This is a genomic window from Paenibacillus sp. 4624 (assembly GCF_050435065.1).
In the GTDB taxonomy this organism is placed as follows: Bacteria; Bacillota; Bacilli; order Paenibacillales; family Paenibacillaceae; genus Paenibacillus; species Paenibacillus amylolyticus_D.
In genome coordinates this window covers 1-24245 of sequence record NZ_JBNDJR010000001.1, presented here as the reverse complement: position 1 = coordinate 24245, position 24245 = coordinate 1, and the positions used below count along the sequence as shown (strand labels likewise).

The 24245-nt window shown below is 45.8% G+C and carries 22 protein-coding genes, 9 tRNA genes and 2 rRNA genes; 3 read left to right on the top strand and 30 right to left on the bottom strand.

Annotated elements, in window-relative coordinates; genetic code table 11:
- Window positions 1-40: 40 nt before the first annotated feature.
- The 3 genes from ABIE27_RS00165 to ABIE27_RS00155 all read right to left on the bottom strand — a co-directional run bounded on the left by ABIE27_RS00165 (window position 41) and on the right by ABIE27_RS00155 (window position 2952).
- A complete protein-coding gene (locus ABIE27_RS00165; protein ID WP_161557009.1) occupies window positions 41-208 on the bottom strand; it encodes a hypothetical protein in 168 nt (55 codons plus the stop codon).
- 104 nt (window positions 209-312) lie between these two features.
- Window positions 313-762, bottom strand: a complete 450-nt coding sequence (gene dtd / locus ABIE27_RS00160; RefSeq protein ID WP_123066287.1) for a D-aminoacyl-tRNA deacylase — start codon at window positions 760-762, stop codon at window positions 313-315.
- 12 nt (window positions 763-774) lie between these two features.
- Window positions 775-2952 carry a RelA/SpoT family protein gene (locus ABIE27_RS00155; RefSeq protein WP_090915582.1) on the bottom strand — a complete coding sequence of 726 codons (2178 nt, stop codon included), beginning with the start codon at window positions 2950-2952 and terminating at the stop codon, window positions 775-777.
- Between the two features lie 314 nt (window positions 2953-3266).
- On the opposite strand from ABIE27_RS00155, the gene uraA reads away from it, so the two are divergent.
- Window positions 3267-4583: a uracil permease gene (gene uraA, locus ABIE27_RS00150; RefSeq protein WP_123066286.1), complete on the top strand. Its 1317-nt coding sequence runs from the start codon at window positions 3267-3269 to the stop codon at window positions 4581-4583.
- A gap of 230 nt (window positions 4584-4813) precedes the next feature.
- Here uraA and ABIE27_RS00145 read toward each other — a convergent pair whose 3' ends face one another.
- The 6 genes from ABIE27_RS00145 to ABIE27_RS00120 all read right to left on the bottom strand — a co-directional run bounded on the left by ABIE27_RS00145 (window position 4814) and on the right by ABIE27_RS00120 (window position 11328).
- Entirely contained in the window at window positions 4814-5329 is a 516-nt protein-coding gene (locus ABIE27_RS00145) for an adenine phosphoribosyltransferase (protein ID WP_123066285.1), read from the bottom strand.
- Window positions 5330-5366: 37 nt separating this feature from the next.
- Complete coding sequence (recJ, locus tag ABIE27_RS00140) at window positions 5367-7775, bottom strand: single-stranded-DNA-specific exonuclease RecJ (protein ID WP_123066284.1); 2409 nt, start codon at window positions 7773-7775, stop codon at window positions 5367-5369.
- 40 nt (window positions 7776-7815) lie between these two features.
- On the bottom strand, window positions 7816-8775 hold the full coding sequence (locus ABIE27_RS00135) for a cation diffusion facilitator family transporter (RefSeq protein ID WP_429349642.1): 960 nt from the start codon (window positions 8773-8775) through the stop codon (window positions 7816-7818).
- Window positions 8776-8848: 73 nt separating this feature from the next.
- Window positions 8849-9757 (bottom strand): protein translocase subunit SecF, encoded by a 909-nt coding sequence (gene secF, locus ABIE27_RS00130; RefSeq protein ID WP_123066282.1) that lies wholly within the window; start codon window positions 9755-9757, stop codon window positions 8849-8851.
- Window positions 9747-10997, bottom strand: a complete 1251-nt coding sequence (secD, locus tag ABIE27_RS00125; protein WP_123066281.1) for a protein translocase subunit SecD — start codon at window positions 10995-10997, stop codon at window positions 9747-9749. The genes secF and secD overlap by 11 nt, the downstream gene beginning before the upstream one ends.
- A 91-nt stretch (window positions 10998-11088) precedes the next feature.
- A complete protein-coding gene (locus ABIE27_RS00120; protein ID WP_036617497.1) occupies window positions 11089-11328 on the bottom strand; it encodes a post-transcriptional regulator in 240 nt (79 codons plus the stop codon).
- Window positions 11329-11555: 227 nt separating this feature from the next.
- Here ABIE27_RS00120 and ABIE27_RS00115 point away from each other — a divergent pair, with 227 nt between their 5' ends.
- Window positions 11556-13205 (top strand): putative polysaccharide biosynthesis protein, encoded by a 1650-nt coding sequence (locus ABIE27_RS00115; protein WP_123066280.1) that lies wholly within the window; start codon window positions 11556-11558, stop codon window positions 13203-13205.
- A gap of 2 nt (window positions 13206-13207) precedes the next feature.
- On the opposite strand, the gene ABIE27_RS00110 is transcribed toward ABIE27_RS00115, so the two are convergent.
- Window positions 13208-13954, bottom strand: coding sequence for a YetF domain-containing protein (locus ABIE27_RS00110; protein ID WP_429349641.1), 747 nt, complete (start codon window positions 13952-13954; stop codon window positions 13208-13210).
- Between the two features lie 180 nt (window positions 13955-14134).
- On the opposite strand from ABIE27_RS00110, the gene ABIE27_RS00105 reads away from it, so the two are divergent.
- The gene (locus ABIE27_RS00105) at window positions 14135-14527 is read left to right on the top strand and encodes a TIGR04086 family membrane protein (protein WP_123066278.1); all 393 of its coding nucleotides are present in this window, start codon (window positions 14135-14137) and stop codon (window positions 14525-14527) included.
- Window positions 14528-14617: 90 nt separating this feature from the next.
- Here the strand turns inward: ABIE27_RS00105 and yajC are convergent, their stop codons facing one another.
- The 20 genes from yajC to ABIE27_RS00005 all read right to left on the bottom strand — a co-directional run.
- The gene (gene yajC, locus ABIE27_RS00100; RefSeq protein ID WP_123066277.1) at window positions 14618-14929 is read right to left on the bottom strand and encodes a preprotein translocase subunit YajC; all 312 of its coding nucleotides are present in this window, start codon (window positions 14927-14929) and stop codon (window positions 14618-14620) included.
- A gap of 67 nt (window positions 14930-14996) precedes the next feature.
- Window positions 14997-16133, bottom strand: coding sequence for a tRNA guanosine(34) transglycosylase Tgt (gene tgt, locus ABIE27_RS00095; protein ID WP_090915605.1), 1137 nt, complete (start codon window positions 16131-16133; stop codon window positions 14997-14999).
- Between the two features lie 35 nt (window positions 16134-16168).
- A complete protein-coding gene (queA, locus tag ABIE27_RS00090) occupies window positions 16169-17197 on the bottom strand; it encodes a tRNA preQ1(34) S-adenosylmethionine ribosyltransferase-isomerase QueA (protein WP_123066276.1) in 1029 nt (342 codons plus the stop codon).
- A gap of 57 nt (window positions 17198-17254) precedes the next feature.
- A complete protein-coding gene (locus ABIE27_RS00085) occupies window positions 17255-19255 on the bottom strand; it encodes a SpoIID/LytB domain-containing protein (RefSeq protein WP_429349640.1) in 2001 nt (666 codons plus the stop codon).
- Window positions 19233-19466: a hypothetical protein gene (locus tag ABIE27_RS00080; protein ID WP_429349639.1), complete on the bottom strand. Its 234-nt coding sequence runs from the start codon at window positions 19464-19466 to the stop codon at window positions 19233-19235. Before ABIE27_RS00080 ends, ABIE27_RS00085 begins: the two co-directional genes overlap by 23 nt.
- Window positions 19467-19512: 46 nt before the next feature.
- On the bottom strand, window positions 19513-20523 hold the full coding sequence (gene ruvB, locus ABIE27_RS00075; RefSeq protein WP_123066274.1) for a Holliday junction branch migration DNA helicase RuvB: 1011 nt from the start codon (window positions 20521-20523) through the stop codon (window positions 19513-19515).
- 56 nt (window positions 20524-20579) lie between these two features.
- The gene (gene ruvA / locus ABIE27_RS00070) at window positions 20580-21194 is read right to left on the bottom strand and encodes a Holliday junction branch migration protein RuvA (RefSeq protein WP_123066273.1); all 615 of its coding nucleotides are present in this window, start codon (window positions 21192-21194) and stop codon (window positions 20580-20582) included.
- Complete coding sequence (gene ruvC / locus ABIE27_RS00065; protein WP_090915614.1) at window positions 21191-21694, bottom strand: crossover junction endodeoxyribonuclease RuvC; 504 nt, start codon at window positions 21692-21694, stop codon at window positions 21191-21193. Before ruvC ends, ruvA begins: the two co-directional genes overlap by 4 nt.
- Window positions 21695-21973: 279 nt before the next feature.
- Window positions 21974-22600: a BofC C-terminal domain-containing protein gene (locus ABIE27_RS00060; RefSeq protein WP_123066272.1), complete on the bottom strand. Its 627-nt coding sequence runs from the start codon at window positions 22598-22600 to the stop codon at window positions 21974-21976.
- Window positions 22601-22855: 255 nt separating this feature from the next.
- A tRNA-Pro gene (locus ABIE27_RS00055) sits at window positions 22856-22929 on the bottom strand.
- Between the two features lie 7 nt (window positions 22930-22936).
- Window positions 22937-23015: transfer RNA gene (locus tag ABIE27_RS00050), tRNA-Leu, on the bottom strand.
- 17 nt (window positions 23016-23032) lie between these two features.
- Window positions 23033-23109 (bottom strand) — tRNA-Arg (locus ABIE27_RS00045).
- A 7-nt stretch (window positions 23110-23116) separates the two neighbouring features.
- Window positions 23117-23191 (bottom strand) — tRNA-Gly (locus tag ABIE27_RS00040).
- Window positions 23192-23322: 131 nt separating this feature from the next.
- Window positions 23323-23400, bottom strand: a tRNA-Asp gene (locus ABIE27_RS00035).
- A 28-nt stretch (window positions 23401-23428) separates the two neighbouring features.
- Window positions 23429-23502 (bottom strand) — tRNA-Met (locus tag ABIE27_RS00030).
- 19 nt (window positions 23503-23521) lie between these two features.
- Window positions 23522-23597: transfer RNA gene (locus tag ABIE27_RS00025), tRNA-Val, on the bottom strand.
- A gap of 7 nt (window positions 23598-23604) precedes the next feature.
- Window positions 23605-23676, bottom strand: a tRNA-Glu gene (locus tag ABIE27_RS00020).
- A 4-nt stretch (window positions 23677-23680) separates the two neighbouring features.
- Window positions 23681-23756 (bottom strand) — tRNA-Asn (locus tag ABIE27_RS00015).
- Window positions 23757-23840: 84 nt separating this feature from the next.
- Window positions 23841-23957, bottom strand: a 5S ribosomal RNA gene (rrf, locus tag ABIE27_RS00010).
- Window positions 23958-24104: 147 nt separating this feature from the next.
- Window positions 24105-24245 (bottom strand): 23S ribosomal RNA (locus ABIE27_RS00005); the annotation flags it as partial.

Here is a 24245-nt window from a genome sequence, read left to right as displayed (position 1 = left end):
GGTTTTTTACATAACTATTAAGTTTTGTTAAATGGTTAGGCTATGGTCGTGGGTGATGCTCCTGCCTGTCTTTATCTGAAGTTTGCAACATCCACAATGTGGACACATGTGCTGCAGCAGAGCGGGCAAGTTGAAGTGACTCAGCCAGATTGCCAGGCATCATTAGCGGCTCGTTCTGATTTTTAATTACTTTTGCAGATTGGCGCATAATTAAGAGAAACTCCTTTGGTTAACAAAGATACAACTACAATGTAATACCAACGTTTATTTCTCTCTCATTATGACCTCTTCACTGCGCATTTATGCGCAAACTCAGTCTCGCGAAGGACTTTCTACCATCAGGGTAACCGGTCCCCAGTTCGTAAACGTAACATCCATCGTCGCTCCGAAACGTCCCGTTTCCACCTGAATCCCTTTATCTCGCAATAACTGATTAAACGTTTCATATAATTGCTCAGCTGCCTCTGGACGAGCCGCAGCAACAAAGCTTGGGCGTTTGCCTTTACGGCAATCACCATACAGCGTAAACTGTGAAACGGACAAAACCGCACCACCTACATCCAGCAGGCTGAGATTCATCTTTTCCTGTTCATCCTCGAAAATGCGAAGCCCGCTAATTTTATCTGCCAAGTAGATCGCGTCTTTCTCCGTATCCTCATGAGTTATGCCTACAAGCAGCATTAAACCGGATTCGATTCTGCCTGTCAATTCATCTCCCACGGTTACCTGAGCCTCTTTACAGCGTTGTACCAGCACTCTCATCTTACGGACTCCTTACTGCATAATTCGGTGTACAGAATAAACATCCTTCACCCGTTTGATTCGTTCCACAACGGCATGCAGATGATCTGTATTGCGAATCAGAATGGTGACGTGCACCAATGCTAATTTATTTTTATCCGTCCGTCCGGTGACAGCAGATATGTTCGTTTTACTTTCGGAAACAGCCTGAAGCACCTCATTGAGCAGTCCATTGCGATCATGACCTGTAATCTCAATATCGACACTGTAGCTCGATTCGATATTCTCTTCCCACTCGACTTCAATTACCCGTGCTGCCTCTTCTCCATCCGCACTTGTAGGGATATTTGGACAGTCACTGCGGTGCACAGAAACGCCGCGGCCACGTGTAACATAACCGATAATGTCATCTCCAGGCACAGGGTTACAGCACCTTGCAAAACGAACCAGCAGGTTATCAATCCCTTTGACACGAATGCCGTTGGTTGGTCTGTTTCTGCGTTCAGGAGCCGGCTTCAGTTCACGCATCTCGGAATTCAGTTCCAGCAAGTTGGATTCTTCCTGCTCTTTACGAAGCTTTTCCGTTGCCTTCGTGACAATCTGAGCAGCCGTAATTCCGCCAAAACCAACCGCTGCGAGCATATCATCGATATCGTTAAACGCAAATTTCTTCGCCGCTTCCATTAGCTTGTCATCGGTCATCCACGCAGAAGGATCAAGTCCCATACGTTTCAGTTCTCGCTCACAGCTCTCCCGGCCTTTTTCTACGTTCTCTTCACGGCGTTCCTTCTTGAACCACTGTTTGATCTTAGCCCGTGCGTGTGAAGATTTCGCAATTTTCAACCAGTCTTGGCTTGGACCGTAAGAATGCTTGGAAGTTAAGATTTCGATAATATCGCCCGTTTTGAGATGATAGTCGAGCGGAACAATTCGGCCATTTACTTTGGCACCAATGGTTCGATTCCCCACCTCGGTATGAATGCGGTAGGCAAAGTCTAGCGGTACGGAGCCGCTTGGCAATTCAATGACTTCCCCTTTTGGCGTAAATACAAACACCAGATCGGAGAAGAAATCCATTTTGAGCGATTCCACAAATTCGGAAGCATCTTGTGCTTCATTTTGAAGTTCAAGAATTTCCCGGAAAAAGGTGATTTTATCTTCAAACTGAGGCCCTGCCGCAGTTCCTTCTTTATAAGCCCAGTGTGCCGCGATACCAAATTCGGCTGTACGGTGCATATCCCAGGTACGAATCTGTACCTCAGTTGGCTCCCCGTTAGGTCCCACCACGGTTGTGTGCAAGGACTGATACATATTGGCTTTTGGCATGGCTATATAATCCTTGAATCGTCCAGGCATGGGCTTCCATAATGTGTGGATAATGCCGAGCGTAGCATAACAATCCTTGATATTATCCACAATAATACGAATCGCAAGCAGGTCATAAATCTCGTTAAACTGCTTGTTCTTGGTTGTCATTTTTTTGAACACACTGTAGATATGCTTCGGTCGTCCAGACAGGTCTGCCTGAATGCCCATCTCTTCGAGCTTACTTGTAATGCCGTCCATTACGGTGTCGATGTACTGCTCTCGCTCTGCACGTTTCTTGTGCATCAGATTTGCAATACGGTAGTATTGTTGCGGATTCAAATAACGGAGGGCGATGTCCTCCATTTCCCATTTGATCGCAGAGATCCCCAAACGGTTTGCAATCGGACAGAAAATCTCCAGCGTCTCATACGAGATTCGACGCTGGCTTTCTTCCGACTGAAATTTGAGGGTCCGCATATTATGCAGACGGTCAGCCAATTTAATCACGATGACACGGATGTCCTGCGCCATGGCGATGAACATTTTGCGGTAGTTCTCGTTCTGCTGTTCTTCCTTGGAGCGGAACTGGATGCGTTCCAGCTTCGTCAAGCCGTCAACAAGCATGGCACACGTATTGCCGAAATGAGTGCGGATCTCTTCAAGTGACACCGTAGTGTCCTCTACTACATCATGAAGAAGTGCTGCAATAATGGAGATGGTGTCCATCTGCATATTCACAACAATGTCGGCAACCGCAAGCGGATGCAGAATATACGGTTCTCCCGATTTTCGCGTCTGTCCGTGGTGAGCCTGATCAGCAAATTCGTAAGCTTCTCGTATGCGCACCAGATCGGGTTCTTTGATATACGCCCCGGCCTTCTCGAGTAATTGCTCTATGCCCATTCTGATCTGTTCCGTGTCCTTTCTATACAAAATGGAACCCGTGACAATATATCAACACAGGTTCCCCGTAAAAGTAATTTCCTATAATTATGACGCCTTGCCCGTTTCCCGTCAACTGCTGACGAATAAGAGCGTTTATCCAATTTTTTTAAACGTTCAGTTGTTATGCATTATTACCGATAATTGCTGAAATAGAAGGAGAATCTGAGAAAATAAGTGATTTACAGTCCAATCCTGAAAATTGTTATTGCTAATTTGAAAGAAACTCTGTAATCTATTGAAAGTTTGTGTATCGGAAAAGGAGATGAGATTCGTTGCAACGCGAAATTCAAGTTAATCAGAAGATGCCTTTTGGCCCAGGCGCATTATTGAGTTTGCAACATTTGTTCGCTATGTTTGGCAGTACAGTACTGGTACCTAACCTCTTTGGAGTGGACCCTAGCATGATTCTGTTGATGAACGGAATTGGTACGCTACTGTACATCCTGATGTGCAAAGGGAAAATCCCCGCATATCTCGGATCAAGCTTTGCTTTTATTGCACCGGTTATGGCTGTTTTGAAAGGCCATCCAGAGAATGGATACTCCATGGCTCTCGCGGCTTTTATCGTAACAGGTGTCGTGTTCTGCCTCGTAGCACTCATTATTAAATATGCCGGCACAGGCTGGATTAATGTTGTATTTCCGCCAGCAGTGATGGGCGCGATCGTTGCCCTGATTGGTCTGGAGCTTGTACCTGTCGCCGCCGGAATGGCGGGTCTGATTAATTCTGATCCTGTGAACAACCCCGGTTGGGTTCCTCAAGCCAAACCTATTATTTTATCTATGGTCACGTTAGGAATAACCGTCATTGGTGCTGTAACCTTCCGCGGCTTTCCTAAAATTATTCATATTTTGATCGGTATTGTATCCGGTTATGTCCTTGGTTATTCCATGGGACTTGTTAATACGGGCAAAATTTCTGATGCTAATTTCATTTCTCTTCCAACTGTAACTACACCTACATTTGACTGGTCAGTAATCCTTACAATTTTACCAGTTGCTCTTGTTGTAATTGTAGAACATATCGGGCATTTACTCGTCACGAGCAGCATTGTGGGCAAAGATTTGTCCAAAGACCCTGGACTGCATCGTTCCTTGCTCGGTAATGGCGTGTCTACCATTCTGTCCGGTTTCGTGGGTTCCACACCGAATACAACGTATGGCGAAAATATCGGTGTTATGGCTCTGACTCGTGTCTACTCCATTTACGTTATCGGTGGTGCAGCTGTCATTGCCATCCTGCTCTCCTTCTCAGGCACGTTCTCAGCGCTTGTTGCGAACATTCCAGTACCGGTTATGGGCGGTGTATCCCTGCTTCTGTTCGGAGTCATTGCGGCTTCTGGTCTACGCATCTTGGTTGAACAAAAAGTCGATTTTGCCAAACCGACAAATCTGCTCCTAACTACACTCGTATTGGTTATTGGACTTAGCGGTACGGAAATCTCTTTCTATGGAGTACACCTGAAAGGCATGGCGCTGGCTACGATTGCCGGAATGGTTCTTAGTCTGTTGTTTAAATTGTTCGAGGTACTTGGTTTATTGAACGAAGACAGTAAGAAACAGCCAATCATCGAAAAAACACCTGATTAAGTATTACAATGAACAAAATGTAAGATTCGCGTGTGCTTATCTCAACATAGATAGCGTATTTCATCACGTATCTCATCTTCAAAAAAAGAAATTCAAAAAGCCTGCCCTCCCAACGTAAGACGTTGGAGAAGCAGGCTTTTTGCCGATCATTAATGCTGTATATTATTTCCCGGGAAACTTGGGAAGTAAACTTTCATGACTCACAGCAACTCATTAGATGGATTTACGTATTAGTAGTTCATCAACGTAAACACATTCATATTCTCAGGCAATTTACCGCGGCCATTCAAGTCTGTCAATTCAATTAGGAATGCAGCACCTACCACGTTACCGCCCAATTGTTCAATCAGATTAATGGAAGTTGCAATGGTTCCACCCGTTGCGAGCAGATCATCTGCAATCAGGACATTTTGGCCTTTCTCGATTGCATCTGTATGCATTGCAAGTGTATCCTTGCCATATTCGAGATCATACCCTGCTTCGATCGTCGCTCCAGGCAATTTTCCGCTTTTGCGAATTGGAGCAAAACCAACGCCAAGAGCGTATGCCAGTGGGGCGCCCACAACGAAACCGCGTGCTTCAGGTCCAGCAATGACATCAATTTTCAGTTCAGATACCATCTGTTTCAGTTCATTGATCGCATTGCGGTACATTTCTCCATCTTTCAACAATGTTGTAATGTCCTTGAAGCTGATTCCCGGTTGTGGAAAGTCAGGAATGACACGAATATACTCTTTAAAATCCAAAATAATCTCCTCCTAAAATAAATACACAAACTTCCATCTAAGATACGCCCTTCATCCGGGATACCATCCATTGTGTCAACTGAGGTGTAGATGCATCCAGCATCACCCGTTCTGTCTCAGCCATAATTTCCAGCGCCTGATAATGACCTGCTGAAGTTAAATCACGTTTTGGCGGGTTGGCCGCAACTATGATTTTACCGTCCTTCCGAGTAATGAAGGCCAGCTCTTCAAAAACATCAAGCATCATCGTGATCATACGCGTAGAACAACCACACTGACGACTGAGCACAGGAATTATCTCTTGTTCCTCCACAGGTTCCGCTTTCCATTGGAACACCAGCATATAAAACCGTTTGAACAGTTCTCTGGAGGGCATCTGAAGTCGGTCTCGACGGTTGCCTGATCCATGCAGAAGGATGATATTCTCGGCTCCGCTGAACAAAGCCAGCATTGCATCAAGTTGTTCCGGAGTTTCCGGCGTATCAAACACAAATAACGTCCGGACTTCTTCCTGCCCATACTGCTCTGCGGCAGCATTACACGGAAATAACCCGACCTTTCTATCATATACCCAAAGGCACGGTTCATACAATGAATTTCCCTCAGAAACATTGGTTTCTTTTCGAACAATGGCCCCGATCGCCCCCGCTTTATATCGCAGGTGTACGTCAAGCGCACTCAGGAAGTGCTTCATTGCGGTCAGCGGCTCAGCATGTCCGCGCATATCAAACACTTGTGCCCCAGGAACGTGGATGTCCTGAAGCATCATCTGTGGCTTTCTCATGCCATTCCATTCATTGATCGACAGTTCCCCCATCACATCGATAACAGAACCGGGGGAGAGAAATTCAGCCAGTGCTCCCTTGCCAAAAGCAACAGTTTCCAACTGCTGACCGTCTTGTTCAAGAACCAGCTTCAAATGGCGCTTTTCCCGCCCCATCGTCCTGGTTTCCTTGACAGTTACCTTTCTCAATACAAAACGTGGTGATGGATTGCTCATGCCAAAAGGCTGTAATCGGTCAATCTCCTCGATCACCTTGAGTGGCACATCACTAATTCTGCATTCATCATCAGCCAGGCGCTGAGGTACAAAATCTTCTTCTGTTAGTACCGTCGCGGCATATTCATTTAAACCCGCCTCAAGCTCTTCCAATTGATCACGATGCAGCGTCATTCCTGCAGCTGCAGGATGTCCACCATAATGATCCATACTATTTTTGTTCACTGTAAGTGCCTCATAAATATCCAGACCTTCAATGGAACGTGCAGATCCTTTACAGACGCCACTCTCGGGATCGATTCCCAGAATCAGTGTTGGGCGATAGTATCGCTCCAGCAGCTTGGAAGCCACAATGCCGACTACACCAACATTCCACCCTTCACCTGCCAGTACAATAACATCCGGCACAGTTCCGGAACGTTGCTCAATTTTCTGTTCCAGTTGTGCCGTCGCTTCCTGTAGAATACCCTCCACGACTTGTTGCCGCTCTCGATTCAGTAGATCCAGCTGTCCCGCAAGGGCATGGGCTTCATCCAAATCTTCCGTCGTGAGCAGTGATACCGCTCTTCCGGCATGATCTAATCGGCCGCTAGCATTAATACGTGGAGCCATGGCAAAAGCAATATTAATGGATGTCACCTGGCTTTGATCCACACCACTAATCTCAAGTAAGGCACTAACTCCAGGAAGTTTGGAACCTCTCATGGATTCGATCCCGTAACTGACAATCACCCGATTCTCACCTTCAAGCGGCATCAAATCAGCTACCGTTCCAATCGCGGCAATCTCCATCCATTCACCCGGCACCTCACCAATCAATGCCTGAGCTACCTTCAACGCTACACCTGCCCCGGCTAGGCCCTTGAACGGATATGGGCACCCCGGTAGTTTCGGATTAATCAGTGCGTAAGCATCTGGCAAAACCTCAGGGGGTTCGTGATGATCCGTCACAATCACTTCTATCCCCAGTGTTGCAGCATATGCAATCTGTTCTACAGCGCTGATTCCCGTATCGACAGTAATAATTAATGTAACCCCTTGCTGTTGAGCCCAGTCCAAAGCATGATTATGAAGACCGTAACCTTCATTCGAGCGATGAGGAATATAGATATCATATGAGGCTCCCAAATGACGCATCAGATGGATCATGAGCGATGTACTGGATACTCCATCGGCATCATAATCTCCATAAATTAAAATATGTTCTTCTCGCTCCAATGCAAGCTTGATTCGAGGAATAGCCTCACTCATGCCTAGCAGCAGATAAGGATCATGCATCTGATTCAAGTCAGGATGTAAAAAACGTTCTGCTCCCTCTTCATTGTGCACACCTCGGCTGACAAGCAAACGTCCTACTAGAGGGGAAACGGAAAGCGCCTGCGATAGTGCCGCAGCCGCCTCCAGATTGATATGTGGTGTATTCCACCGATATTGCGAATATAGCAACGCTAACGCTCCTTTCCTGATCTACGAGATCCCAGCGCCATCACTGAATTAATGTCGCTTCATGATCGGGCAGTTCATGATTGGATTTATAAGGATATCCAGGATCATATGGTATAGCCTGGATCTGAACTTCTTTTACATGACTGAAACGTGTTAACAACAATGTCTTGGCTCGGTTTGCAATTTCCTGCGCCTCCAATATGGAGATTCTGGGATTCACACTAACAACCAACTCAATGGTAACATCATGTTCCTGCTCCCGTGCAACCAAATGTTCAATTGTGATAATACCGTATACCCGTTGTACTGTTTCCTTGTAGTCCGCAGCATCCTCTTGCTCAAGTTCTTGAATAAGTGAACCATAGACCGTGTCTACAATCATCCGATATCCTTTATACAAAATGAAACCGGAAGCAATAAGAGCTGCGGTTGGATCAAGATAAAGCAGCAGACTCAAGCCCGTTTCTTCCCCTGCCATCGCACCGATGATACCTATTAATACCGCTAGTGAACAATATAATGCACGTCTATGTTGCAAGGCATACGACATAGCCTGGGACTGATTTCGTTTACGGAAATATCGGTATTGAAATTGAAATATAGCTTCTTTCACAGCTAGCGCAGCAACAGCTACCAAAAGGACAGACTTTCCAGGCGCTTCCAGTTCACCACTGGATAGACTGCTTAATGCGGAAATAGCCAGCTGTAGGCCTCCCATCAAAATAAGCACCGCTAAAAGAACAGTCATGCCCGGTTTTGCAGCCCTTGCATGTTCTCTTAGGCGTTCCTTTTGCATCTTGCCTTCGGATTGTACAGATCTTGAGGGGAAAAGAGCAACCAGGGAAGAGGCGGCTTCGGAGGCAGAATACAAGCCATCAGCCAGTAATGATTTACTATTCGCCATGTATCCTACTCCTGTTTTGATGACCGCAAGTGCCATGTTTCCGACGATCCCGCTCCATGTTGCCGCTTGTGCGGACCGACCAGCTTCTCTTGTCATGTTGATTCCCCCTTAATTCTGTACTTAACGTTGCAAAACCGCGCCTGGCAGACGCGGCTTTACATTCCGATGTTTAGTTAGAAGCTTTTGCCGCTGCTTTAGGTTTGCTAATTTGTTTACCTTTAAGCACCAACCAGAGTGGAGCAGCAATGAAGATTGAAGAATAAGCGCCGAACAACGTTCCGATTACCATAGCAAGAGAGAACATACGAATGGACTCTCCACCAAAGATGAACAAACAGATTGAAGCAGCAAATACCGTAAACGTTGTGTTCAAGGAACGGGTCATCGTTTGAGCCAAACTATGATTCACAACCTCACGTAAATCGGCTTTCGTTGTCTTTTTGGCAAAACGCAGATTTTCCCGAATCCGGTCAAAGATAACGATGGTATCGTTGATCGAGAAACCGACAATCGTCAGCACTGCTGTAATAAAGGTCAAATCCACTTCCAATCGGAAGATGGAGAATATACTGATAACGACAAATGCATCATGGAAGAGTGCAATAACAGCTGCCAGACCAAATCGCCATTCGAACCGGATGGCCACGTAGATCATAATCCCGATACTCGCAATGAGAACGGCATAGATCGCGTTGCGCTCCAGTTCCTTCGCCATCTCCGGATCAACGGTGTTGACCTCATAAGAAGCTGTGGAATCCAGCTTGCTAAATTCCTGCTTGAATTTACTCTCCATATTTTCATCCAGTACATTGGAAAAACGAACATTGACCCGATCTGCACCAGGCGTGATGTGTACATCACCTTCATTGACACCCATGTCCTTGATGATTGGATTAATTTGCTCTGTAGTAATCGCTTTGGATACCGTAATATCTACGTTGGAACCTGATTTAAAATCAACTGCGTAATTAAGCCCCAATCCGAGAATACTGACAATCCCCGCCACGGTCAAAATAATCGAAAAGATATAGGCAATCTTACTGCCTTTTACGTAATCATAATTCCAATTAAAGCGCACGAATTTCACTCTCCTTCACTCCGAAATACTTAGGCTTCTTGACTACGTTACCCCGTACAAGCAGGACTAACAGGAAGCGGGAGAAGAAAATATTCGTGATGATACTGGTCACAATATCGAAAATCAGTACGAGTGCGAAACCTTTAACTGCACCAGTACCCAAGAAGAACATTACAGCTGCCGCAATAATGGTTGTGATATTGGAGTCAATAATCGTACGGAAGGAATGTTTACCTCCAGCCTTAACGGATGACAAGATAGACTTGCCGCTGCGCATCTCTTCCTTAATCCGTTCGTACGTAATGATGTTTGCATCAACCGCCATACCTATACCCAGAATGAAGGCCGCAATACCCGGAAGGGTAAGCACGAATTCCCCCAGATAGAAAATGGCAAGTACTAACCACGTATGGGTGATCAGTGCAAAACTCGCGATGATACCTGGAATGCGATACAGTCCAATCATGAAGATCAGAATGATGATCGAGCCAATAAAACCGGCTTTAATCGTCTGATCCAGAGACAATTTACCAAGAGTTGCGCCTACGCTTTGGGAGTATTTCTCCGTAAGTTTCAGCGGCAGGGCACCCAGGTTAATCGTATCACGAAGCTGATTCGCTTCTTCGCGTGTGTAGGAACCTGAGATTTGAGCAGACCCATCAGTCAATTGTTGTCTAACTTCTGGTGCTGAAAGCAATTGATCATCCAGATAGATTGCAAGAGGTTGATTGATCAAACGTTTTGTGATTTCAGAAAATTTGGCTTTGTCTTTTACTTTAATGTCGATCATAGGCTCATTCAATTGAGTGAAAACAACCTTGGCCGCATTTTCGACAAACTCATTACCGCGAAGCTCGATTTTGGAGTACTCGCCTTCTTTGTCGTTCGGAGCTTTACTCCGGAAGGTCAGAACAGCGGGTTCTTTCATTTTGGCTCTAACCTCGGCCTCATCCGTAACTCCTGCCAGTTTCAATCGAATCCGGTTGGTTCCTTCCGTAGTTACTTCCGGCTCACTTGTTCCGAGCGCATTCGCACGGCTTTCGAGGCTTTTGGCTGTCTGTACCAAGGATGCTTTGCTGAGTTGTTGCCCTGCTTCGAGCGGCTCTGCTTCATATAAGATCTCGTAGCCTCCTTTTAAATCAAGGCCCAAGCGTATATTTTTGAGCAGCTCCGGGCTTGTACCCACCATAACCCCTGTGGTGACAAGCACGACCAGAATGAAACTGATAATTCTTTTCATGCCGTTCCTAGATCCCCTTTCGTTCTCAATATTCCTATTATAGCGATGCCGTAAAAAGCAGTCAATTTTCAACAAAAAAGATCCCTTTCGTCTAGAAAGAGGATCCCCGGTATGCAGACACCGTCATAAAGTTCATAAAGCTTGTTGCTTTCAGTGACAATATGTCATTCACCAGTTGGTGAAGCGGTGGAATACCCTGTTTTTCGTATTTGTGACTGACACAATTCCAGACATCTTTGCTGGTGACATATTCGTAACCGACAAGCCTTAATTCCTCCGCCTTACTTCGACAGAGCATCTCTATTGACTGTTCCAACTCCACATCATTCATTTCTTCCAACGGGGAGCCTCCCTTCATACATCCGAGCCTTTATGCGGCACCAATACTACATCATTCGACCTCACCCTTTCATATTCCTTCTTCTTGTTTATGGTTCTTTTTGTTAATCGTGTCCGAGTTGTCATGAGATGATGAAAGACCGGCATAGGATGAAATACAACGGCTTTGTCCCAATTATGAGGATAACCTGTACCTTCAACCGGGAAAGAGGGGTAGTTTTGAAGAAACAGACATTTATTCAGGGGGCCATGATCCTGCTTGCAGCAGGCATTATCAACCGGATTCTCGGCTTCATTCCACGGATCGCACTGCCACGAGTAATCGGTGCAGAGGGTGTAGGGATCTATCAACTGAGCTATCCCTTTTTCATCGTGCTGGTGACACTGATTACCGGAGGCATTCCTTTAGCTGTGGCCAAGCTAGTCGCCGAAGCCGAGACGGGTGCTAACCGTTACTCGCCCCAACGTATTTTGCAGATCAGCCTTAGCTTCACACTCACTCTCGGTGTTATTTTTATGTTTTTATGCATCCTGTTTGCCCCTTGGATCACCCAATATGTACTCACAGATGAGCGAGTATATCATACGTTTGTCAGCATGAGCCCTATGATTGCTATCATTGCAGTTTCAGCAGTGTACAGGGGATATTTCCAAGGTATGCAAAATATGATGCCAACCGCGATCTCATCCATTACTGAAACGATCATCCGTATCATTTTTGTGATCTGGTTTGCATGGCTGTTGCTACCTAAAGGGATTGAACATGCCGCCGCTGGGGCCATGCTCGGTGCCATGGTTGGAGAACTGGGCGGAATGCTGGTGCTCCTGTGGAATTATGCAAAGTTTAAAAGAGAATTGCCCCTTTCTCGTCGTAGAAAACAGGCTCGCCCTCCTTCATCGGAGTCTGTGAAAGATGTCTTTTTAAACTTGCAAGAGAAAGAGGAGTTCTCTGCAGCAGCTCCCCCTTCTCAGAGAGGATTAATCCGCCGATTGCTGGCTATATCTGTTCCTGTTACGGCTGGTCGCCTTGTCGGTTCTCTCTCTTATCTCGCTGAAACGATCGTGACAGCCCAGAGCCTCGCCATTGCCGGTATTGCTAAAGGACTAGCCACGGCTCAATATGGTGCATTACAAGGAATGGTAATCCCTCTGTTGCTACTTCCGGGAGCACTGACTTCTTCTCTCGCAACATCACTCGTACCCTCCCTGTCAGAAGCTTCAGCCAATGGTGATCGTGCGCTGATTCACAAAAGAATGCATCAGGCTCTGCGGCTAGCTCTAGTCACTGGTGCACCTTTCTCTGTCTTTATGTATGTGCTTGCCGAACCGATGTGTCTGCTGCTTTATGATGATGCATCGATTGGAAGCATGCTAAAGCTGATGGCTCCTTTTGCCTTGTTTATTTATATTCAAGCTCCACTACAGGCTGCGCTGCAGGCGCTCGACCGTCCGGGTAAAGCATTGCTGAATACGTTTATAGGGGCCGTCATCAAAATTTCGTTAATTCTAATGCTGGCCTCGCGACCTGAGTATGGAATCTTCGGTGCCGTTATTGCCATCTGTATTAATTCGATGGTTGTAACCTTGCTACACGCGGGCAGTGTTCGCCAGTTATTAAACTTTCGCTTCAAGCTGATGGATTGGGTCAAAACTGGAGCTGGCATGTTCATCATGGGTGCTGCAACCTTACTCGTCTATGAGCATACCGCGGCGCTGTTTCCGTTTTGGCTTCGCATGATCCTTGCACCCTCCATCGGTTTGCTTGTTTACTTGATGGTCATGGGTTTAACCAAAATGATAGACTTTCATGATCTATCACGCGCTCCCCTCATTGGCTCATGGTTCAAAGGTCGCTCTGAAAAAAAATAGTTTTATTTTTTGTCTTCACGAGCACTTATATATAACTTGCCATTATGATCAATTGAGCATATAAACACATCTTTAAAATCGTTAATGCCTTTTTGCTGAATTTGATTTTTCAGCCAGAAACGTGTTTTCTCGATCATTTCCAAATTCTCATCCTGTACTTTCCCATCCATAATTAAGGGCACGGGTAAACCCTCGTATTTGATGTTAGGGAAACCTTTCAGTTTAACATTTTCTTTTTGTTGTGTAGATGAATTGGAAGAACCGGAACCGGAACCGGAGCCTTCAGAGCTCTGATCTTTCGGAAACACAGTCAGTTTCCCCGTTGTTTCCAGGAGCGCAAAATCTACATCACCGATGCTGTCAATATTTTGTTCCCGAAGTTGCAGTAACAGATCATCCAGATTGTAACGTTGCTTGCGCATTTCATCCCGATGAAGCTTGCCTTTGGAGATTAAAACCGTAGGTTTTCCATCGATCATCAGACGAAGCTTGCGGCTTTTCAAACCGACATAAGCCATCCCAATTTGCATAACAATGACTGTTAGCATCGGAGCAATACCATGAGATAGCGGTTTTTTGATATCCTCAATCACAAAAGCAGCCATCTCGGCAAGCATGATCGACACGACCAGATCAAACATAGATAACTTGCCGATCTCACGTTTACCCATAACACGAATAGCGCAATACACCAGGAAATACATGAGTATGGTTCGATATATGTGAGGGCCAAAATCAGTGAAATTCATAACAGGAACCTCCTTCGAATTTCAGCATTGTACAGAGATCTGAAGTGCAATCCCTATTTTGACCTGAACCTCACATGCTCATGCAGAAATAATCCGTTCATTTAATGGAAATCAGTTCATAAGTCAGAAGGCTTGACCATACACTGTAATAATTTCAAACTTGTACAAGGGGGTTGCTTTATGCAATTGATTCGCCGCTTGTTCTCAATTCGGATGTCCAATCCGATTCTGTCTGGCCTCTGTCATGCTTTTGTCTGGATGTTTATCGGAGCATTAATTCTTTCTTTCTTCCTGTGGATGAGCGGCATGCGAGAACAGGATCTTTCCACCTATACCTATGTTGTACATGGTTTGTCATTGCTCATCGGTGGTTTCATTGCGGGGAAACGTTCAGGTGAGAAAGGATGGTATTATGGTGGCTTCACAGGGATCGTTTATGGGCTTCTCGTGTTGCTCATCGGTTTTTTGGCACTGGACGCTTCGTTTAACTGGAAAGACAGCTTGCAGCTACTCAGCGCGTTCCTCATATCGGCTCTTGGCGGCATCTTTGGAGTCAACACACAACGTTCATAATCAATTCACGAAAAAAAGAGAACCGGATCTACTTCAGATCCGATTCTCTGTTCGGGAATATGCCGGTGCATATTCTCATCATGTATACCATTATTCAGCCGTTTCACGACTTACAGCGCTGCTAATCGCATTACGGTCAAACGTAAGCTTGGTAACGTCGTTTACACGCAATACCACCACGTCGTCTGTAATTTCAGCAATCGTACCGTGAAGACCACCGATCGTTACAATTTTATCGCCTTTTTTTAACTGGCTCAACATCGCATTACGCTGTTTTTGCTTTTTGTTCTGTGGGCGAATCATCAGGAAGTAGAAAATCGCGACCATCAATACCAATGGTACGATCAACGAAAAAATTCCACCACCAGGATTTGCAGCTTGAGCAGTCATTGCTTGAAACATCAAAATTCCCCCTTATCGACTATACGTACAGTTACTGCTTGTCACATCGGTTCCGCAAAAACCTCAATCAGAAACCTTTGTCATTGTCATGCAGACCATATTGATCGAAAAATTCATCCCGGAAATCAAGCAAACGATCTTCCATTATGGCTTTGCGCACATTGCGCATCAAGTTCTGTAGGAAATGAAGATTATGGATCGTTGTGAGACGCAAGCCAAACGTTTCATCTGCTTTGATCAGATGGCGCAAGTACGCTCTGGAATAGTTGCGGCAAGTGTAGCAATCACATTCCGGGTCAAGAGGCCCAAAATCGGTTGCAAACTTGGCATTGCGAACGACCAGACGTCCCTGACTTGTCATCGTTGTTCCGTTACGGGCAATTCGGGTCGGCAACACGCAGTCAAACATGTCCACTCCACGAATCGATCCCTCAATCAATGCATCGGGTGAACCTACCCCCATCAAATAACGTGGTTTATTGGAAGGTAGCAAAGGCACCGTGTAATCCAATACACCATACATCAAATGTTTCGGTTCTCCAACACTCAGTCCACCAATAGCATACCCCGGGAAATCCATGGAAGTCAAATCAGCCGCGCTTTGACGACGGAGATCCTCGTGCATGCCTCCCTGTACGATGGCAAACAATCCTTGATCATGCGGACGAGCATGACTTTCAATACAACGCTCCGCCCAGCGAGTTGTTCTTTCGAGTGATTTTTTGACGTATTCATATTCAGCTGGATATGGAGGACATTCATCAAATGCCATCATAATATCTGATCCCAGAGCGTTCTGAATTTCCATAGCCACTTCCGGGGAAAGGAACTTTTTATCACCATTCAGATGGGAGCGGAAATGAACGCCCTCTTCGGTAATTTTACGCATCTCACTGAGGGAGAACACCTGAAAACCACCGCTATCTGTCAAAATAGGACGATCCCAGTTCATGAATTTATGCAAACCGCCAGCTTGACGGATAATTTCATGACCCGGTCTCAGGAACAAATGATACGTATTACTCAGAATAATCTGAGCATCCATTTCCTTCAGTTCTTCGGGACTCATCGTTTTTACCGTTGCTTGTGTGCCAACCGGCATGAACGTTGGCGTCTCAATAACACCATGAGGTGTATGCACACGTCCCAGACGCGCACCAGATTGTTTACACGTTTTGATATGTTCGTACGTAATTGCTGCCATTGGTTATAATCATCCTCTAAAAGTTAATCGGTTTATTAATAAATCAACATCGCATCGCCAAAGCTAAAGAAACGGTATTTCTCCTTGATGGCTTCCTCATAGGCATGCATAATATGCTCTCGACCCGCAAGTGCACTAACAAGCATCACCAGTGTTGATTTGGGTAAATGAAAATTCGTCAGCATTCCGTCAATCACCTTGAAGGAGTACCCGGGATAGATGAAAATGCTCGTCCAGCCGCTGCTTTCCTGCAACATACCATCTTCAAATTTACTTCCCACCGTCTCCAGCGTTCTGCAGCTGGTCGTGCCCACTGCAAAAACCTTATTACCACGCTCTTTTGTCTGATTAATAAGTTCAGCCGTTTCCTGTGATAAAGAATAATACTCCTCGTGCATAACATGATCCTCAACCACGTCAACAGACATCGGTCTAAACGTACCAAGCCCAACATGTAGGGTAATAAATCCAATATTCACACCTTTATCGCGAATCTGATCCAGCAGCTCATCAGTAAAGTGTAAACCTGCTGTCGGTGCAGCTGCAGAGCCTTCATGTTTGGCATATACCGTCTGGTAACGCTCTCGATCGTCCAGCGTTTCCTTGATATAGGGTGGTAGCGGCATTTCACCAAGGCGATCTAAAATCTCCTGGAAAATACCGTTGTACTCAAACGTTAATGTACGTGCACCCATTTCGCCTACTTCATTAATGACAGCCTTTAATTCATCACTAAACACAATAACAGAGCCAGCTCTCAGCTTTTTACCCGGCTTGACGAGTGCCTCCCATTGATCACCTTCGACATTTTTAAGCAACAGCACCTCGGCTTTTGCCCCCGTGTCCTCTTTAGTACCAAACAAGCGGGCAGGCAATACACGTGTGTCATTCAGAATCAGTGTATCTCCTGGCTCCAGTACATCGATAATATGAGGAAAATGGTGATGGGTAACCTCCCCTGTCTCTTTGTTCAACGTAAGCAAACGAGAAGCGGTACGATCCAGCAACGGTGTCTGAGCGATCAATTCCTCTGGTAACTCAAAATCATATAAGTTCACATTCATGTTCTATTCATTCCTTAATGCTTTGATATTCGTTTCGTTTCTTAACATCATAGTCTTCTATTCCTTAACAATAGTCGCGTTTTGATAATAGTGTTTCAATATCGCCTGGTAATCATACCCTTCGTCAGCCATACCCTTGGCGCCCCATTGAGATAAGCCAAGTCCGTGTCCATTCCCTTGACCAATAAACATAAAGGTCTGACCTTGTGTCACGGCTCTCGCTTGACCATCTGCACTCATCACAACAAGTGCATTGCTGGATGAGGTGCTCGTGCCTGAAGCAGACAATACTGAAGCGCCCTGTGATCCGGTTTTGCTGACTTTTTGACCGTCAGCGCCTAATACAGTATAACTTCCGGTCCCTGCAATATCAAATAAAGTGCTTGGTAATCCGCCGAGTGCAGAGCGGTAAGTATCGGCATATTTAACAGTCAACGGTTGCCCGTTGGCCGTAACTTCCAGTGCTCGTCCGGAAGGCCCTCGCTTGGTCACTTCCAACGTTGATATGGAAGCTGGAGCGGCTACAGTTGTCTTACCTTGCAATGTCTTGACCAGTTGTGCTGAAGTAAACGGCCCTCTCACCCATGCATAATCATTGGATTGAGCCACTTTTGCCAATACAACAACCTCCGTTCCAGGATTGATTTTGGCAACTGGCTCAACATTGGATTGAACGAGCGGGATCGGTCTTATGTTTGTATTTTGAGCCGTTACGGTTGCTTTGGAGAGTCCAGCATCCGTCTTCGTTGTTAATTCTTTTACATTGTCCTCACGAATATATCCGCTCACACCTGAACTCATCAGCACATGATACCATGTATGCAGTCCAGCCTGCGCAGACAGATCGCCGCGACTATCCACATTGGTAAATACGGCTGCCCCACCGTTCCACACTTCAGAAGGATGAGCAGTTTGCCCTCCTGCATTAGATGAAAATACAGCTTCTACAATTTTGCCTTCGCTTTTGAGCACTTCCCCAGCCGTTGCATCCACCGCACTCGTTACTTTGTCGTTCTCAGAGTTCATTCCGTTGTATGCCTGACTCAGTGTGGTATCCACAACATTGGCGATCTTGAAACGCTCGCCCTGTTGAAGCGCATAGGAACGGGCAGCCACCGCCTGCACTTTAAGTGCTTCAGTTGGCCAAGAAGAATACACTTCTGCGCCAACAACCGAGTACAAGTACTGTTCTAGTGGCACAACGTTAACTAAAGCTAGATCCCCATTAACGATGCTGATCTCCATATCTCCGCGATATGTACGCTGGGAGCGCTCTACAACTTTTATACCGTTGCCACTTCCTTGTACCATTACCTTGGAGTCATTGCCTGCAATCGTGTAATGTGGAGCTGTTTTAAGGGCATCCATACTTAATCCTGCGTCCTGACGGATAATCAAACCTGGACTGTTACCTACAGGAAAGAGGCTAATGCCAGATACACTGGATTCAACACGTTGCTTCAAGGTGGATAACTCGGCCGCAGATGTCGCTTCACCAACCCATACCGTATAGGGCTGATTGCTTCCATCTAATTGCAATACAGGATAAGCTGTAAATCCTGCTGCAAGCAAACTTGACTGTGCTGCTTCTGCTTCCTGAAGAGAAGCATAATTCCCAGAAGACAGACGTTCGCTACCGGTTACAACGGGTTTCTGTCCCGCTAATTGAGTCCCTGCTGTCTTTTGAACCCGTGCAACGGCTTGTCCTGCAAGTGCTGCTGAACCGTAGTTACCGGTGTATAGCTGATACAGTGTTTTGCCATTAAACGTCACCACATACAGTAAAGGTTTATCAGCCGTAGCCTGAAGCAATTTTGCTGCCGCTGCGGCTGTTTTGAAATCAACAGTCTCTAATACTTTTACGCGGAATCCATCTGCACTAAAACGTGTTTGCCCCGATGGAAGAGTCACATTGGTATCCCCACTAGCCTGAATACTCCATGAACCTGTTGATTCAAGTGTAATTAGAGGTGTCGTTGATTTATATGTGCTCCCTAAATTCGCAAACATAGCTACTCGGATCAATTGTGCATTATCACCAGCCGCAAAAGCTGGCATTTGCAAGCACCCCACTGTCAACAGAGTAGCCGCCAGTACCTTCAATCGACGACTCCACTTCTTCGTGCGTATTGCTTTTCCCACAATCAGGCTCCTCTCCATACATGTCTTTCACTTTATATCGGTCAGTTTTCACAGAGATTTCAACTTCCTGTTCAATTTCTATGAATTCCGTTTTCTGTTTAAATCCAGGCAATGTCGTGCTCTTCATCTATGCTCTCAAGTTTTTCGCATAGACGACGTGTAAAAGCTAAGTCTTACTTACTGTCTCTTGGCGGAACAGGCAAACCAAGATGATGGTAGGCTAGATCAGTAACTACTCGCCCTCTTGGCGTACGCTGAATCATACCGATCTGTAAAAGATAAGGTTCATACACATCCTCAATCGTTTGAGATTCTTCCCCAATTGTAGCCGCTATCGTATCCAGTCCAACAGGGCCTCCTCGGAAGCTGTTAATCATAGACTTGAGCATCTTGTGGTCGATATCGTCTAACCCACGCGGATCAATCTGCAGGCGTTGCAACGCCTCTTCTGCCAGTGCTTGTGTAATGATGCCATCACCGCGTACTTGTGCAAAATCACGTACTCTTTTTAACAAACGGTTTGCAATCCTCGGTGTCCCTCGTGAACGCAAAGCAATCTCTTCCGCAGCATCCCCAACAATCTCTACACCTAGAATATCAGTGGATCGTGACACGATGTACGCCAGTTCATCAACCGTATAGAACTCCAAACGACTAATCACACCGAAACGGTCCCGAAGCGGAGCTGACAAAAGTCCTGCGCGTGTCGTAGCTCCTATTAACGTAAATGGAGGCAAGTCCAAACGAACGGAACGCGCACTTGGCCCTTTGCCGATCATAATATCCAGAGCAGAATCCTCCATCGCCGGATACATCACCTCTTCAACGGTACGATGAAGTCGATGGATCTCGTCAATGAATAACACATCCCCCTCTTGCAAATTCGTCAGCAGCGCTGCCAGATCACCTGGACGTTCAATTGCAGGGCCTGAAGTGGTTCTTAGGTTTACGCCAAGTTCATTTGCAATAATATTCGCGAGTGTTGTTTTACCTAGACCCGGAGGTCCGTATAACAAGACATGATCCAATGCTTCATTCCGCAATTTAGCAGCTTCAATATATATTTTAAGATTTTCCTTCACCTGATTCTGCCCGATGTATTCATTTAGATATCGGGGACGAAGGCTTAATTCAACGTTCTGATCTTCCATCATCAGGTTAGCGGATATAATCCGTTCATCCATGTTCTTCCCACCCTTTTCTTGCAGGTTGCAACACTAGTACGACTATGAAAAATAAATTAACCCGTAAATAACATTTGCAGTGCCCGCTTCATCAGTACATCCACAGAATCTGCGGTTGTCACATCTTTTTTCAACTTGAGCCATACTTTGTCCAGTTCACTATCCGTATATCCAAGCGCCTTCAGACCTTCACGCGCCTCATCCCATGAGGACCCACTTCCAACCTCTTCGGATGGTGGTGCAAAGAGACCTGTTGCATACACTGCTGTACCGAAACCGTCCAATTTGTCCTTCAGATCCAGAATCATGCGTTGCGCTGTTTTTTTACCGATACCTGGTAATTTCGTCAAGAATGTCAGATTCTCCTGATAGATCGCCGTAACGACGTGATCTGGCGTACCTCCAGCAAGAATGCCTAGTGCCACCTTTGGCCCGATTCCAGATACTTCAATCAATTTGCGGAACAAACGCTGTTCCTCTCTCGTCACAAATCCAAATAACAGCATCGCATCTTCACGCACATGATGATGGGTGTATACGATTATCTCGCCTTCCTGCTTGGCAAACGCATAGGGGTTCGGACAGAACACACGGTAACCTACGCCATGAACATCCAGAACAATATAATCACTTTCGACATGTATGAACTGTCCTCTTAGAAAATCAATCATTTTCGCAATACCTCATTCAACTTGGAATTTAATGTATAAGAATGTGCGTGACAAACGGCAACAGCCAATGCATCTGCAACATCATCGGGTTTAGGCACAACCTGTAGACGAAGGAACATTTTGACCATCTCCTGCACTTGTTTTTTCTCCGCCTTACCGTATCCTACGATTGCCTGTTTGATCTGCATTGGAGTATATTCCGCAATCGGCAAACCTTTCTGAGCAGCTGCAAGAATCATCACCCCTCGAGCCTGGCTGACAGACATCGCTGTTGTTACGTTACGGTTAAAAAAGAGTTTCTCCAGTGCGACTGCATCTGGTTTATACTTATCAATCAGTTGCACCATGCCCTCATATACGTGAAGAAGCCGATCCTCATCTGGTGTATGAGCCTCCGTCTGAATACATCCATATTGTACGGGCACAACCTTGTTCCCGATTTTATCTACAAAGCCAAACCCCACAATCGCAATACCCGGGTCAATTCCCAAAAAACGCAAAACCATCTCTCCCTTACAAAAGCGAACATATGTATCGTTCATTTCATTATAACAAAAGATAGGCCTGGCGGCAGGAAAAACTTTGTCTATGCCAAAGCTTATTGTATTTCGTCTGCATTCTCCAAAGATCTCAGTTTATAGAGCGGGTTGACTTAAAAAACGACAAAAAGGACATCAGCACGATGTCCTTCCCTAGCCATCTCTTCACTTCTCTTCATATCGTTTCTCTTAGGTAACTGTACACTTCTGACTTAGAGGTTATATTCCTTGTTTCATTGGCTATCCGCCATTTCGAAGTAAATGATGTGTTTCATCCACAGCAAAGTCACTAAACGTCGAAATTACACTGTCATACTCATCTTTGTCCTGTATACGAATGCCTTCTTGCAATTGCTCCAGTACCCCTTCAGGCAATGAACTTTCCAGCGTACCTACATCGAGTTGAAAAAAAGTGCGAATAACGTTCTCTTCAGTGGGTTTGCCCTCATACAGATTGAGATGACCTGCAGCATCGATACTGATGTATGCTTCTTGTTTACAAACAGGTGAAAGATCATCCACGCTTTGATTCAGATGTAACGTATCTGAGGAAGTAACCTTTGCTTCCCACTCAGGATGTTGGGCAAGCAACATTTTTAATTGAGGGATATTCATTCTCCCCAGTTGTTCCGTTTCAACACCGCAAATATATTTGGTTTGTAAAACGACACGTATTAATTGGTCCGCACCTGTTTCAAGCTGGTCTACAATCACCTGAATCTCCTGTGGCGATCGTTGATCCTGTTTAACCGAACCCATAACATTCATGGCCTCTCCAAAATCGGTTGTTAGTAAACGCTCAACTGCTGCTGATATAGATAAACCACGGTATGCTAATATCGTAACCGCACATATAGCAGCAACCATCCACAACGTTCGTTTCCATCGCCGCCATCGTCTCTTTAATTGTTTTCGTAAGGTAAACCTGTTCACATAAACCCCTTCAATCACTTTTTTAAACCTATTGTGACCTAATGGATAAACCTTTATGCAAACCCAGCCTTATTAAACAATAGAGTGTCTTGACCAGACAAGTTAAAGTAATCGTCATATCCAAAATCAGAAGTAGAAATCTTTTGAAAAACAAAAAATCACCATCTGATTAGATAGTGATTTTAGAAATCGGGATGACACGATTTGAACATGCGACCCCCTGGTCCCAAACCAGGTGCTCTACCAAGCTGAGCTACATCCCGTTATGTATACCGGCGAGAGGACTCGAACCTCCACGGTTTCCCACTCGATTTTGAGTCGAGCGCGTCTGCCATTCCGCCACGCCGGCAAACTTTGAAAAAATAATGGCGCGCCCTGAGAGATTCGAACTCCCGGCCTTTTGATTCGTAGTCAAACGCTCTATCCAGCTGAGCTAAGGGCGCAAAATATTGGAGCGGAAGACGGGAATCGAACCCGCGACCCTCGCCTTGGCAAGGCGATGCTCTACCGCTGAGCCACTTCCGCATAATAAAATTGTAAAGATGGCGGAACCGACGGGATACTCTCACTTCGTTCGAGACTGCGAAGCGAATGCTCTCGAAGTGTATGCTCCGACGAACCCCAAAACGGATTCTCATCCCTGAAGCTTGTAAAGATGGCGGAACCGACGGGATTCGAACCCGCGATCTCCTGCGTGACAGGCAGGCATGTTAGGCCAACTACACCACGGTTCCAAATCACTTTCAGTGAAGAAAGCTTTAATTGCGGGGGCAGGATTTGAACCTGCGGCCTTCGGGTTATGAGCCCGACGAGCTACCGGGCTGCTCCACCCCGCGTCATTAGGATAAATATATATGGTGGAGGCTGAGGGGATCGAACCCCCGACCCTCTGCTTGTAAGGCAGATGCTCTCCCAGCTGAGCTAAGCCTCCGTAAATATGACCCGTAGGGGATTCGAACCCCTGTTACCTCCGTGAAAGGGAGGTGTCTTAACCCCTTGACCAACGGGCCTTAATGGCTCCCCGAACAGGACTCGAACCTGTGACAACTCGATTAACAGTCGAGTGCTCTACCAACTGAGCTATCAGGGAATAATATGTACTAGCAGTGTAAATGAATTTCACCATACAACGTCCACATGCAGAGCCTGTTTTCTATGTAAGATGAAAGAGTTCGCTTGGCGGCGTCCTACTCTCCCAGGACCCTGCGGTCCAAGTACCATCGGCGCTAGAGGGCTTAACGGTCGTGTTCGGGATGGGTACGTGTGGAACCCCTCCGCCATCGCCACCAAACGCGATTGGTCGAAGCATAGCTTCTTCCATTCATTTGGAACTGAAAACCATACACACATTCTGTGATGTACCGATTTTCACTTCATTCAGAGTGTTGTTCTCTGAAAACTAGATTCGAAACGAAATTCACGCGATTAAAACTTGCTATTGGATAAGCCCTCGACCGATTAGTACTGGTCAGCTCCATGCATTACTGCACTTCCACCCCCAGCCTATCTACCTCGTCGTCTTCAAGGGGTCTTACATACTGGGAAATCTCATCTTGAGGGGGGCTTCACGCTTAGATGC

Excerpts from the sequence above, each read along its gene's own strand:
- ABIE27_RS00165 (WP_161557009.1), bottom strand. The coding sequence starts at position 208 with ATGCGCCAATCTGCAAAAGTAATTAAAAATCAGAACGAGCCGCTAATG.
- dtd (WP_123066287.1), bottom strand. The coding sequence starts at position 762 with ATGAGAGTGCTGGTACAACGCTGTAAAGAGGCTCAGGTAACCGTGGGA.
- ABIE27_RS00155 (WP_090915582.1), bottom strand. The coding sequence starts at position 2,952 with ATGGGCATAGAGCAATTACTCGAGAAGGCCGGGGCGTATATCAAAGAA.
- ABIE27_RS00135 (WP_429349642.1), bottom strand. The coding sequence starts at position 8,775 with ATGACAAGAGAAGCTGGTCGGTCCGCACAAGCGGCAACATGGAGCGGG.
- secD (WP_123066281.1), bottom strand. The coding sequence starts at position 10,997 with ATGAAAAGAATTATCAGTTTCATTCTGGTCGTGCTTGTCACCACAGGG.
- ABIE27_RS00120 (WP_036617497.1), bottom strand. The coding sequence starts at position 11,328 with ATGAATGATGTGGAGTTGGAACAGTCAATAGAGATGCTCTGTCGAAGT.
- ABIE27_RS00110 (WP_429349641.1), bottom strand. The coding sequence starts at position 13,954 with ATGAATTTCACTGATTTTGGCCCTCACATATATCGAACCATACTCATG.
- ABIE27_RS00105 (WP_123066278.1), top strand. The coding sequence starts at position 14,135 with ATGCAATTGATTCGCCGCTTGTTCTCAATTCGGATGTCCAATCCGATT.
- yajC (WP_123066277.1), bottom strand. The coding sequence starts at position 14,929 with ATGTTTCAAGCAATGACTGCTCAAGCTGCAAATCCTGGTGGTGGAATT.
- tgt (WP_090915605.1), bottom strand. The coding sequence starts at position 16,133 with ATGGCAGCAATTACGTACGAACATATCAAAACGTGTAAACAATCTGGT.
- queA (WP_123066276.1), bottom strand. The coding sequence starts at position 17,197 with ATGAATGTGAACTTATATGATTTTGAGTTACCAGAGGAATTGATCGCT.
- ABIE27_RS00085 (WP_429349640.1), bottom strand. The coding sequence starts at position 19,255 with ATGCCAGCTTTTGCGGCTGGTGATAATGCACAATTGATCCGAGTAGCT.
- ABIE27_RS00080 (WP_429349639.1), bottom strand. The coding sequence starts at position 19,466 with ATGAAGAGCACGACATTGCCTGGATTTAAACAGAAAACGGAATTCATA.
- ruvB (WP_123066274.1), bottom strand. The coding sequence starts at position 20,523 with ATGGATGAACGGATTATATCCGCTAACCTGATGATGGAAGATCAGAAC.
- ruvA (WP_123066273.1), bottom strand. The coding sequence starts at position 21,194 with ATGATTGATTTTCTAAGAGGACAGTTCATACATGTCGAAAGTGATTAT.
- ABIE27_RS00060 (WP_123066272.1), bottom strand. The coding sequence starts at position 22,600 with ATGGTTGCTGCTATATGTGCGGTTACGATATTAGCATACCGTGGTTTA.